General features: G+C 70.5%; 1 protein-coding gene and 1 pseudogene. Both read left to right on the forward strand.

Features of this window, described 5'->3' with window-relative positions:
- Positions 1-2 precede the first annotated feature (2 nt).
- Positions 3-5,819: pseudogene (locus tag ACFVJ5_RS13595) on the forward strand (amino acid adenylation domain-containing protein); the annotation flags it as partial.
- A gap of 141 nt (positions 5,820-5,960) precedes the next feature.
- On the forward strand, positions 5,961-13,487 hold the full coding sequence (locus ACFVJ5_RS13600) for an amino acid adenylation domain-containing protein (RefSeq protein ID WP_379220256.1): 7,527 nt from the start codon (positions 5,961-5,963) through the stop codon (positions 13,485-13,487).
- Positions 13,488-13,575 lie beyond the last annotated feature (88 nt).

The following is a 13,575-nucleotide window of genomic DNA, read 5'->3' on the forward strand; positions in this document are numbered from 1 at the left end:
CGGTTCGTACGCGTCGCCCGCGCGTCACCGCGTTGGCGCAGCTGCTGGCCACCGCGGTCGAGACCAACCCCGACGGCCTCGCGGTCGTCCTCGCCGACGCCACCCACACCATCGGCAGCCTCACCTACGCCGAACTCGACGAGCGTTCGAATCGCATCGCCCGCTTCCTGATCGGCCGTGGCATCGGCGCGGGCGACCTGGTCGCCCTCGGAATCCCGCGCTCCATCGAATCGGTACTCGCCGTCTGGGCCGTCACCAAAACCGGTGCGGGCTTCGTCCCCGTCGACCCGAACTATCCCCCGGACCGTGTGGCCCACATGGTCACCGACTCCGGCGCGGTCTTCGGACTGACCGTCGCGGCCGTCGCCGACGGCCTTCCGTCACAGGTGGAGTGGCTCGAACTCGACGCTGAGCAGACCGGCCGTCTTGTCGACGATCTCTCCGGCGCGGCGATCACCGCCGCGGATCGGTTGCGTCCGGTGCGGGCCGAGGATCTCGCGTACCTCATCTACACCTCCGGCTCCACCGGCCTGCCGAAGGGCGTCGCGGTGACGCAGGCAGGGCTCGCGGGGTTCAGCGAGGAGCAACGTCGGCACTACGGTGTCGAATCCACTTCGCGCACGTTGCATTTCGCGTCGCCGTCGTTCGATGCCTCGCTGCTGGAGCTGCTGCTGGCGATCGGCGCGGGCGCCACGATGGTGATCGTCGACCCGAGTGTGTACGGCGGCGACGATCTGGCCGCGCTGCTGCGGCGGGAGCGGGTGAGCCACGCGTTCATCACCCCGGCCGCGCTGGCCTCGATCGACCCGGACGGGCTCGACGACTTCCGGGTGGTGGCGGTCGGCGGCGAGGCCGTTGCGCCGGATCTGCTGCGGCGCTGGGCGATTCCGCTCGCCGACGGCACGCTGCGCGAATTCCACAATGTGTACGGGCCCACCGAGACGACCATCGTCACCAACATCAGCGTGCCGCTGAAACCGGGCGACCCGATGGCCATCGGCGGCCCGATCAACGGCGTCGCCGAATACGTCCTCGACGACCGGCTCGGCCCCGTTCCGCCCGGCGTCACCGGCGAGCTCTACATCACCGGCGCCCAGCTGACCCGCGGCTACCACGCCCGCCCCGGTCTCACCGCCTCCCGCTATGTCGCGAATCCGTTCGACCCGGCCGGTTCTCGCCTCTACCGCACCGGCGACCTCGTCCGCTGGACCGCCGATGGTGCGCTGGATTATGTGGGCCGCAACGACTTCCAGGTGAAGATCCGTGGCTTCCGCATCGAACTCGGCGAGATCGACGCGGTGCTCTCGGCTCACGAGAGCCTCGACTTCGCCGCCACCATCGGCCACGAACTCGACAGCGGCGCCACCATTCTGGTGTCCTACGTGCACGCGGCGCCGGGCGCGACCGTCGACACCGCCGCGCTCACCGCCTTCGCCGAGCGCAGCCTGCCCGCGCACATGGTGCCGACCGTGCTGATGGAACTCGACACCATCCCGCTCACCCCGGTCGGCAAGCTCGACCGAAGGGCGCTGCCCGCGCCGATCCTCGAACACGCCGAATTCCGCGCTCCCGCAACGGCGGTCGAGCAGATCGTGGCGGGCACCTTCGCTCAGGTGCTCGACCTCGGCGATACTCAGCTCGGCCTCGACGACGACTTCTTCGCCCTCGGCGGCAACTCGCTGATGGCCACCCAGGTTGCCGCCCGCCTCGGCGCCGCGCTGGACACCGAGTTCCCGGTCCGGCTGCTGTTCGAGGCGTCGACGGTGGAAACGCTGGCCCGGCGACTCGCCGAATCCGCCGGTGCGGGTGCACGTCCCGCGCTGACGGCGGGGGAGCGGCCCGCGCGGATTCCGCTGTCGCTGGCCCAGCAGCGGATGTGGTTCCTCAATCAGTTCGACCCGGGATCGGTCGCCTACAACATCCCGATGGCGGTGCGGCTGCACGGCGCCATCGACGTCGAGGCTCTGCGCGCCGCCGTCGCCGATCTCGTCGCCCGGCACGAAACCCTGCGCACGATCTACCCCGAGACCGACGACGGGCCGATCCAGCAGATCCTGGCCGGGACCGAGGCGACGCCGCGGCTCGAGGTGCGCTCGATCGCGCCCGAGCAGCTCACCGCCGCCATGCGCGAGTTCGGTTCGTCGGGGTTCGATGTGCGCGGCCAGGTGCCGTTGCGCGTCGCGTTGTTCGAGCTCGGCGGCGACGACGCGGTGCTCGCGGTGGTGGTGCACCACATCGCCGGTGACGGCTCCTCGCTCGCCCCGCTGACCAGGGATCTCATGCTCGCCTACGCGGCCCGCTCGGCGGGTGACGCGCCGCGGTGGGCGCCGCTGGCCGTGCAGTACGCCGACTACGCGCTGTGGCAGCGGGCCCTGCTCGGCAGTGAGGACGACCCGCGGTCGCTGGCCTCGGCCCAGCTCGCCTACTGGCGTGGCGCGCTGGCCGGGCTGCCCGACCAGCTCGACCTGCCCGCCGACCGGCCGCGTCCCGCCGTGCAGTCCTTCGCCGGTGGTCGCGTCCCGATCGAGGTCGACGCCGAAACCCACCGTGCCCTACTGGCTGTGGCGCGCAATCAGGGCGCGACGCTGTTCATGGTCGTGCACACCGCCCTCGCGGTGACATTGGCGAGGTTGGCGGGCACCGACGATCTGGCGGTCGGTACCCCCGTCGCGGGCCGTGGCGAAGCCGCGCTCGACGACCTGATCGGCATGTTCGTCAACACCTTGGTCTTTCGCACCACGCTCCGGTCCGGCGAGTCGTTCACCGAACTGCTCGCCCGCCAACGCGATACCGACCTGCAGGTGTTCGCGAACGCCGACCTGCCGTTCGAGCGACTCGTCGAGGCGATCAACCCCGCCCGCTCCACTGCCCGCCACCCGCTGTTCCAGGTCGGCCTGTCCTTCCAGAACCTCAGCCGCTCCGGCCTCGAACTCGGCGAGACCGCGGTGGAGGGCGTCGACGTGGATCTCGCGGTGTCGCAGTTCGATCTGCACGCCATCGTCGCCGACGGCTACGACAGTGCCGGCGTCGCGCAGGGAATCAGCGGCGTGTTCACCTATGCCACGGACCTTTTCGACGAGTCGACCGCACAGTCCTACGCCGATCGCTTCGCGCGGGTACTCACCGCGATCGCCGCCGCGCCGGGACGCCCCGTCGACGAGATCGACCTGCTCTTCGATGCCGAGCGTGCGCGAATCCTGCACGACTGGAACGCGACCGGCCACACCACCCCGGCCACGACCCTCGCCGCCCTGTTCGCCGACACCGCCGCCGCGAACCCGGACGGTGTGGCGCTCGTCGACGCCGACGGCGCCGCGCTCACCTATCGTGGGTTCGCGGCCCGCGTGAATCAGCTGGCGCGACACCTCATCGCGCAGGGCGTCGGCGTCGAGGACCGGGTCGCCTTGGCGATGCGACGCTCGACCGAGCTGGTCGTCGCCATGTACGCGGTGACGCAGGCGGGCGCCGCCTACGTTCCCGTCGATCCCGACCAGCCTGCCGATCGGGTATCGCATGTGCTCGCGACCGCTGCTCCGACCTGCGTATTGAGCACCACGCGTGCTGGTTTCACCACCGGCGTCGACGCGACACAGGGTGTGCCGGTGATCGCCGTCGACGACCTGGACCTGTCGGCGGTGTCCGCCGCCCCGATCGCGGCCGACGAGCGCATCGGTGTGTTGCGGCCAGCGAACACCGCCTACGTCATCTTCACCTCCGGCTCGACCGGCAAGCCGAAGGGCGTCGCCGTCTCGCACGCCGCCATCGTCAACCAGTTGCTGTGGAAGACAGCGGCGTTCGGCCTCGGTCGCGACGACTCGGTCCTGTTGAAGACCGCCGCCACCTTCGACCTGTCGGTCTGGGAATTCTGGTCGGCCGCGATCTGTGGTGCTCGCCTGGTGCTCACCGCTGCGGAAGGCCATCGCGATCCCGCCTACTTGCTCCGCGCGCTCGCCGCGCACTCGGTGACAACCCTGCACGTGGTGCCGTCGATGCTCGACGCGCTGCTCACCGAATCCGCCGGTGTGCTGCCGAATTCGCTGCGGCGCGTACTCGCCATCGGCGAGGCCCTCCCCGCCGCGACTGCTCAGCGTTTCCTGGCGACGAACTCGGCGGCGCTGCACAACCTGTACGGCCCGACCGAGGCCGCGGTTTCCATCACCGACCACCGCGTCACCACCGCCGATCGCAGCACGGTTCCGATCGGCAGGCCCGAATGGAACAGCCGCGCCTACGTCCTCGACGCCCGCCTGTGTCCGGTCCCGGTAGGTGTCGCGGGCGAGCTGTATCTGGCGGGCGCCCAGCTGGCCCGTGGGTATTTCGCCCGCCCCGACCTCACCGCCGACCGCTTCGTCGCCGACCCGTTCACCGAGCTCGGCGCCCGCATGTACCGCACGGGCGATCTGGTCGCCTGGACCGCTGACGGCGAACTCGAGTACCGCGGTCGCACCGACTTCCAGGTCAAGATCCGCGGCTTCCGCATCGAACTCGGCGAGATCGAAGCCGCCCTGCTCGCCGCGCCCCCGATCGCTCAGGCAGCGGTCGTGGCCATGACCGATCCGCAACTCGGTGACCGGCTGGTTGCCTATGTCGTCCCGGCACCCGGGGAAACGCTCACCACCGCGCAGGCCAAAGCCGCGGTGGCGCAGGTGCTCCCGTCCTACATGGTGCCCTCGGCCTTCGTCGTGCTCGACCACCTCCCGCTGAACGCGAACGGCAAGCTCGACCGGGCCGCCCTGCCGGCGCCGGTGGTCGAACCCCGCCGCTACCGCGCGCCCGAGACCGAGCACGAGATCGCCGTAGCCGCCGTGTTCACCGAGGTCCTCGGCGCGCGGAACCCCGGCCTCGACGACGACTTCTTCGCTCTCGGCGGCAACTCGCTGCTGGCCACCCGCGTCGTGCACCACCTGCGCGAACACACCGGCGTGAAGCTCACCGTCGCCGCGTTCTTCGCCGACCCGACCGTCGCCGGTCTCGCTTCCAGAATCGGCGACGGCCACGCGGGCGCGGCCGACCTCGAAGCCGCACTCGCGGTCGTGCTCCCGATCGCCCGCCGCGGCACCCGCCCGCCGCTGATCTGTGTGCACCCCGTCTCGGGTCTGGCGTGGGCCTACGCGAGCCTGGTGCCGCACCTGCCCGACGATCAGCCCGTGGTCGGCATCCAGTCACCCGCACTGAGCGATCCGGAATTCCGGCCGACCTCAGCCGACGAGCTGGTCGACCGCTACCTGGCCGAAATCCGCGGCGTCCAGCCCCATGGCCCCTATCAGCTGCTCGGTTGGTCCCTCGGCGGCGTGCTGGCGCAGGCCGTCGCGACCCGCCTGCAAGCCGAGGGCGAGACGGTGGCGTCGTTGACGATGCTCGACAGCCTCCCCGGCGCCGCACTCGCCGATTTCGCCACCGAGTTGCGGCACGTGCTCACCGAGCTCGGCATACCCGAGCGGCAACTGCCCGGCCAACTCACCGAACTCGGCGACGAGGCACTGGAATCACTGCACACAACTCTGGCCGCAGACACGCCGATCTCGCGCGCGCAATTCGTGGGCATGTACCGCGGCGCACTGCGCTCGGTGGCGCTTCTCACCGAGCTCGAACCCGCACGATTCGACGGTGATCTGACCTATTTCACCGCCCTGCGGACCCCCCAAAAGCTGGGGGACGGGGCCTCGCGATGGCGCCCGTTCGTCAGCGGGATCATTGCTGATCACCCGGTCGAGGCCGCCCACCAGGAGATGCTCTCGGCTGTGGCGGTAGCCACCTCCGGACCGGCAATTGCGCAGGTCGTCGCAGGTGCGGACGGATCCGGCGATACACGTCCGTAACGGACTACATGGGCATTACGATTCTGTTGCGATAGAGTTGGTGTGTCGTGGCGCACACCTCGGCGACGGTCGGCAGCGGCTATGTAGGTGTGGCTATGCTGTGTCCGACTCGGCCGCCGGACGCGAGAGGTGTATTGGTCTGTGGAAACCCCCCGCCGCACGGGCCGTGCCGGTCGCCGACGTGCTATCGGCGCACCGTTGTTCGGTCAATTGCTCACGGCCGCCGTCGAATCCGCGGCCGATTCGATCGCGCTGCGCTACAACCCCACCGGGATGCCCGGCGCGGAACAGCACCTCACATATCGTGAGCTCGACGAGCGCTCCTCGCGCCTGGCACGCGAACTCATCGACCGTGGCATGGGCGCGGGCGACGTCGTCGCGATCGCCATCGCCCGCTCGATCGAATCCGTGCTCGCGGTGTGGGCCATCGCCAAGACCGGCGCCGCGTACGTGCCGGTCGACCCGGCCTACCCGGCCGACCGGATCGCCCACATCGTCGCCGACTCCGGCGCGACCATCGGCCTGACCACCGCGGCGCATCGCGCCTGCCTCGGAACCACCGCGTACTGGATCGAACTCGATGACCCGGTGGTCGCCGAGCGCATCGCCGTGCGGCCGGGACACGCGGTGAGTTACGCCGACCGGGTCCGCCCGATCGACGAAGGCCACCCGGCCTACGTCATCTACACCTCCGGCTCCACCGGTAAGCCGAAGGGCGTCGTGGTGACGCACACCGGGCTCGCCACGCTGGTCGCCGCCGAGCGCGAACACTATGGCGTGCAACCTGATTCGCGGGTGCTGCATGTTTGCTCGCCGAACTTCGACGTGTCGGTACTCGAGTTGCTGCTCGCCTTCGGTGCCGGTGCGACACTGGTGGTTTCGCCGCCGCGCGTCTTCGGCGGTTTCGAACTGTCGGACCTGCTGCGCCGCGAACGCATCACCCACCTGCTGATCACCCCCGGCGCGCTCGAGTCCGTCGACCCGGCCGGGCTGCCGGATCTGTCGACCGTGATCGTCGCGGGCGACCGGTTCGGCCCGGAACTGGTCGGCCGCTGGGCAACCGGTGAGCGCGCGTTCTACAACGGGTACGGCCCCACCGAGGCGACGATCCTGGCCACCAGTACCTCGGCACTGCGGGCACACGCGCCGATCACCATCGGCACCGCGGTGCCCGGCATGGGCTTGTACGTGCTCGATGCGCGGCTGCGACCGGTGCCGGCCGGAGTGGTCGGCGAGCTGTACCTCTCCGGTCCCGCGCTCGCGCAGGGGTATCTGGGCAGGCCGGGGCTCACCGCGGAACGTTTCGTCGCCTCGCCGTTCGGGCCGGGCAGGCTGTACCGCACCGGTGATCTGGTGCGCCGGTTCGAACACGACGGCACGCTGGAATATTTGGGCCGCACCGACTTCCAGGTGAAGGTGCGCGGCTTCCGGATCGAGCTCGGCGAGATCGACAACGCGCTCACCGCGCACCCCGACCTCGATTACGCCGTGACACTGGGCAAGACGATGCCCTCGGGCGCCACGGCGCTGGTCGCCTATGTGCTGCCGCGCGTCGGCCGCACGGTCGACACCGGCGCCCTGGCGGACTTCCTCGCGGAATCGTTGCCCGCGTACATGATTCCGTCGGTGATCATGGTCCTCGACGAGCTGCCGCTGACCTCGGTCGGCAAACTCGACCGCGCCGCGTTGCCGACGCCGGTGTTCACCGCGCGCGGCTTCCGCGCGCCCGCCACCCCGGCCGAACAGGTGGTGGCCGACGTGTTCGCCGCGCTGTTGCTGCATGACGGCGCCGGCCGGGTCGGCGCCGACGACGACTTCTTCGAACTGGGCGGCGACTCGCTGCTCGCCGCGCAGGCGGTGGCCCGCATCGGCGCCGCGCTGGACGTGCGGGTGCCGGTGCAGGCGGTGTTCGAAGCGCCGACCGTCGCCGCTCTCGCCAATCGAGCAGAGCAGCAGCGTGTTTCGGCACACGCGCTCCCGCTGACGCCGCGTCCGCGCCCCGGGCTGGTCCCGCTGTCCTACGCCCAGCAGCGGATGTGGTTTCTCAACCGCTTCGACCCCGCGTCGGCCGTGGACAACATCCCGGTCGCGGTCCGCCTTTCCGGCCGCCTCGACCTACCCGCCCTGCGCGCCGCGATCGCCGACCTGATCGCGCGCCACGAGGTCCTCCGCACCGTCTACCCGGTGTCCGACGGCATCGGCGCCGAGGGCCACGGCGCGGTCCTCGACGGCGAAGGTCACCAGCTGGTGCTGGCGGCGGGCGACCCGGCCGCGATGCCCGAGTTCGACGTCGTCGAGGTGGCGGAGGAGGACCTGACCGAGGCGATCGGCGCTGCCGCGCTGACCGGCTTCGACGTCACCGCCGGGCCGCCGGTGCGGGTGCGGGTGCTCGCGATCTCGGACAACGAGCACGTCGTCGTCTGCGTGGTGCACCACATCGCCGCCGACGGCTTCTCGTTCGCGCCGCTGACCAGGGATCTGCTCACCGCCTACGCCGAACGGCGCGGGGGCGGCGCGCCGCAATGGCCGCCGCTGCCGGTGCAGTACGTCGACTACACGCTGTGGCAGCGCGAACTGCTCGGCGCCGAGCACGACCCGGCTTCGCTGCTCGCCGCGCAACTGGCCTTCTGGCGAAAGACGCTGTCCGGCTTGCCCGAACAGCTCGAACTGCCCACCGACCGGCCGCGTCCCGCCGTGTCGAGCCGGGCGGGCGGGTCGCTGAGCGTGCAGGTGCCCGCCTCGGTGCACGCCGGTCTGTCCGCGCTGGCCCGCGAGCACAACGCCACGCTGTTCATGGTGGTGCACACCGCGCTGGCCATGCTGCTGGCCCGGCTCTCCGGCAGCCGCGACATCGCGATCGGGACCCCGGTGGCGGGCCGTGGCGAGCAGGCGCTCGACGAGCTGATCGGCATGTTCGTCAACACCCTGGTCCTGCGTACCGAGGTGAATCCGGCGATGCACTTCGGCGGGCTTCTCGCCGAGGTCAGAGCACGCGATCTGGCCGCCTTCGGGCATGCCGACGTGCCGTTCGAGCGGCTCGTGGACCTGTTGGAGCCGGTGCGTTCGACCGCGAGGCATCCGCTGTTCCAAGTGATGCTGACCTTCCAGAACCTGGCCCGCACCGACCTCGCGCTGCCCGGTCTCGCCGTTTCCGCCGCCGACTTCACGGTGCCACTGGCGAAGTTCGATCTGCAGGTGGAACTCGCCGAACGCATCGGCGTCGACGGCGCGCCGCAGGGCATGTCGGCCACCTTCGTCTATGCCACCGACCTTTTCGACCGCGCCACGGTCGCCGACTTCGCCGACCGCTGGATTCGGGTACTCGCCGCGGTGGTGGCCGACCCCGCGCAGCCGGTCGGCGATATCGACGTGCTCGCCCCCGGTGAGCGTGAACTCGTGCTGCGCGAAGGCTATTCGCCCGGCATGACTGTTCCGGAGGTGACTCTCACCGACCTGATCACCGCCCAGGCGCAACAGCGTCCCGAGGCGATCGCGATCAGGGCGGGGGAGCGGTCCCTCACCTTCGCCGACCTCCTCGGGAGGGCATCGGCGCTGGCCCGCGCGCTCGTCGTGCAGGGCGCGGGCCCGGAAACCCTGGTGGCCGTGGCTGTTCCGCGCACCGAGGAGCTGCCGATCGCGCTGCTCGCGGTGCTCCTGTCGGGTGCGGGCTACCTGCCGATCGACTCCGGATACCCCGCGCAGCGGCTGGCCTACATCGTCGACGACGCGAAACCCGCTGTCCTGCTGACAACCTCGGCCGAGCGCGGACTGCTGGCGCCGCTCGCGGATCTGCCCGTGGTGTTGCTCGACGAGCCGCCCGTCTACAGCGATGCGCCCCTGCGACCCGATGAACGTCGCGCCCCGCTGCGCCCGGATCATCTCGCGTACGTCATCTACACCTCGGGTTCCACCGGCCTGCCCAAGGGCGTCGGCGTCACCCACCGCAATGTGCTCGAGCTGTTCGCCAACACCCAGCTGCTGTTCACGTTCGACGAGGACGACGTGTGGACGGTGTTCCACTCCTTCGCCTTCGACTTCTCCGTCTGGGAACTGTGGTGCGCGCTGGCCGGCGGTTCGTCGGTGGTCGTCGTCGACCACCTCACCTCCCGGTCGCCGATCGAATTCCGCGAACTGCTGGCCCGTGAACACGTGACGGTGCTGAGCCAGACGCCCACCGCCTTCGCTCAACTCGACGAAGCCGACCGGGCCGCGCAGGCCGCGGGCGCCACCGGGCTGCCGTTGCGTTACGTGGTCTTCGGCGGTGAGGCTTTGGATCCCCGCAAGCTCAGCCGCTGGTACGACCGCTACGGAAACGGGCCGGGCGCACCGGAACTCGTCAACATGTACGGCATCACCGAGACCACCGTCCACGTCTCGCACCAGGTTCTGACCTCGCGGACCGCGGACATCGTGACCGATCGGGCGGGCGCGGATACCGACCACATCGGGGGAACCGCCGTCGACCTGCCCGGCAGCCTCATCGGCCGCGCGCTGCCCGGACTGTCGGTGGTCGTGCTCGACGACCGTCTGCGTCCGGTGCCGTTCGGTGTGGCAGGTGAGCTCTACATCGCGGGCAACCAGCTCTCGCGCGGCTACCTCGGCAAGCCGGGCCTCACCGCCACTCGATTCGTCGCCGACCCGTTCGGTGAACCGGGCGCCCGGCGTTACCGCTCCGGAGACCTCGGCCGCTGGATCGGGTTCCGTGGCACTCCGACCCTCGAATACGGCGGCCGCGGCGACCAGCAGGTGCAACTGCGTGGTTTCCGCATCGAACCGGGCGAGATCGAGGCAGCCCTGCTCCGGGTGCCCGGCGTCGGGCAGTCCGCGGTCATCGTGCGCGCCGACGAGCACGCCGGAGACCGGCTGATCGCCTATGTCGTCCCGGCGACAGATGTAGTCGAGCCGCACGACGCGCCCACTACCGTACTTCCGAAGCCTCCGGTCGGCGCGCGCTTCGGACGTGGCGACAGCGGAGCGGGGTCCGACGGCGACGACTTCGCGCCCGCCGATCCTCACGTGGCCGCGGCTCTCGACCCGGTGGAAGTGCGGGCCGCCGTGGCCGGCTTCCTCACCGGATACATGGTTCCCGACGCTGTCGTGGTGGTCCCGGAACTGCCGATGACCACCAACGGCAAACTCGACCGGGCCGCACTGCCCGCACCGGAGTTCACCGCCGCCACCACCTTCCGCGCGCCGACCACTCCCATCGAACTCAGCGTCGCCGAGGTATTCGCCACCCTGCTCGGCGTGCCCGAGATCGGCTTGGACGACAACTTCTTCGACCGCGGCGGCAACTCGCTGCTGGCTACCAGGGCCATCGCCCGCATCGACCAGGCGCTCAGTACCGACCTGGTGGTGCGTGACCTGTTCGAGGCGCCGACCGTCGGCTCGCTCGCGGCGCGCGTGCGTCCTGGTTCGGTGGCCGCGCCACGACCGCCGCTGATCCCGGCGCAGGATCGTGGCGTCGTTCCGCTCTCGCCCGCGCAGCAGCGGATGTGGTTGCTCAACCGCATCGACCCCGATTCGCCGGCGTACAACATCCCGCTGGTCCTGCGGTTGCGCGGCGCGCTCGACACCTCGGCGCTGCGCTATGCCGTCGCCGATGTGCTCGAACGGCACGAGGCGTTGCGCACCCGCTTCCCGGCCGATGACGCCGACGCTGTTCCGTACCAGGAGATCCTGCCCGTCAGCGCGGTTCTGCCGACCGGCCTCGCGCTGGAGGAATGCGACGATCCACGTGACCGGGTGATGCGTTTGCTCGCGGGCGGTTTCGATGTCGCCGAGCGAGTTCCCCTGCGCGCCGGGCTGTTCACCTCGCCTGCCGACGACCCGCTCGCGGAGGAAGAATACGTGCTCGCCGTGGTGGTGCAGCACATCATCGCCGATGGCGCCTCCCTCGCTCCGCTGGCTCGCGACCTCGTGATCGCCTACCGGGCCCGCGTCGAGGGACGCTCACCCGCCTGGGCGCCGCTGGCCGTGCAATACGCCGACTACGCGCTGTGGCAGCGCGAGGTGCTCGGCTCGGAATCCGACGAGAATTCCACCGCCGCGAGGCAGTTGGAGTTCTGGCGGCACACGCTGTCGGGGCAGGCGGGCACGGTCGAACTGCCGCACGATCATCCGCGCCCCTCGCACGCCTCGCTGCGCGGCGCCGACGTGAGCACCACCCTGCCCGCCGACGTTCATGTCCGCCTCGCCGAGATCGCCCGCAGGCACAACGCGTCGCTGTTCATGGTCGTGCACGCGGCACTGGCCGTGCTGCTCGCCCGGATCTCCGGCAGCACCGATATCGCGATCGGCACCCCGATCGCAGGCCGGGGTGAACCCGAACTCGACGACCTGGTCGGCATGTTCGTCAACACCCTGACCCTGCGCACCGAGGTCGACCCGAGCCGCGGCTTCGACGAACTGGTCAGCACCGCACGCGAGGTCGGCCTCGCCGCCTTCGCCAACGCCGACCTGCCGTTCGAGCGCGTGGTCGAGGAGGTGGCCCCGACCGGCACCGTGTCGCACAACCCGCTGTTCCAGGTGGTGCTCTCCTTCCACAACAACGAGACCCCCGTGCTCCGCCTGCCCGGCCTCACCATCGAGGCGATGGACCTCGCGGCCCGGCCCGCCAAGTTCGATCTGCAGGTCAATATCGAACCGCGCCTGTCCGCGACCGGCGAACCCGATGAGATCGGCGTCGTCTTCACCTACGCCACCGACCTTTTCGACGAACACACCGTCGCCGCCTTCGCGCGCGGGCTCACCGAGATCGTCACCGCGGTCGCCGCCGATCCCACGGTGCGAGTCGGCGATATCGACCTGCGTGATGCCAGCGAACGCGAACGCGAACTGACGGCCGCGGCCTATGCCCCCGTGCCGTCGGCCAACGGCGCCGCGCTGGCGCAGGAACTGGCCTCGGCCGTGGAGGAAGACCCGGACGCACCCGCCCTCGAGCTGGGTGAGGCCGAGATCGCCTACGCCGAATTCGACGCCCGCTCCTCACAATTGGCGCGCTCCCTGATCGCCCGCGGCGCCGGACCCGGCACGGGAGTCGCGGTCCGGCTCGACCGCGGGGTGGACGCGGCGATCGCGACCTGGGCGGTGCTCAAGGCAGGCGCCGCGGTGGTGCCGCTGATGACGATGGACGCGCGCCCGCCGGGCAGCAACCTCGAGGTGAAACTCGGCCTGACCATCGACATCCTCGACGCCCCCGACGGCCTGGACTGGTACGACCTGGCCGACCCCGCGCTGCGCGCCGAACTGGCCGCGGAATCACCTCGCCCGATCGGCTACGCGCACCGCACCCGCGCCCTGCGCGGCGACGACGTGGCCTTCGTCGGCGGCGGCCGCACACTGAGCTACGACGACTTGGCGACCGCGGCCGAGCAGGTGGCCGAGCGCACCGGGCTCAACTTCGAATCACGCACGCGAGCGGCGGGCCGACCGGATTCGGTGGCGGGCGTGCTCGAGATCGTCGCGGCCGCGATCGCGGGCGCGACGCTGGTGATGGGGGCAGACCAGGGGGGTGCGGACGAGGTGAGCCACGTGTTCACCGAGTCCGCGGTGGCCGTTGCCGAACCCGGCGACGGAACAGGTGCGAGGATTGTCGCGCTCAGTGAGATGATCGGCAACACCGGGCAGCCGCACGAGCGGCGCACGGTGGTCGGGATGGATGGATAGGTGGAACGAACACTGGCTGGTCCGCGCGCGGTGCGGATGAGTGGCAGTGCGCGTCGATATCGGTACGAGGTGTGCATGACCGGGCAAC

Source organism: Nocardia sp. NPDC127606 (assembly GCF_042671725.1).
Taxonomy (GTDB): Bacteria; Actinomycetota; Actinomycetes; order Mycobacteriales; family Mycobacteriaceae; genus Nocardia.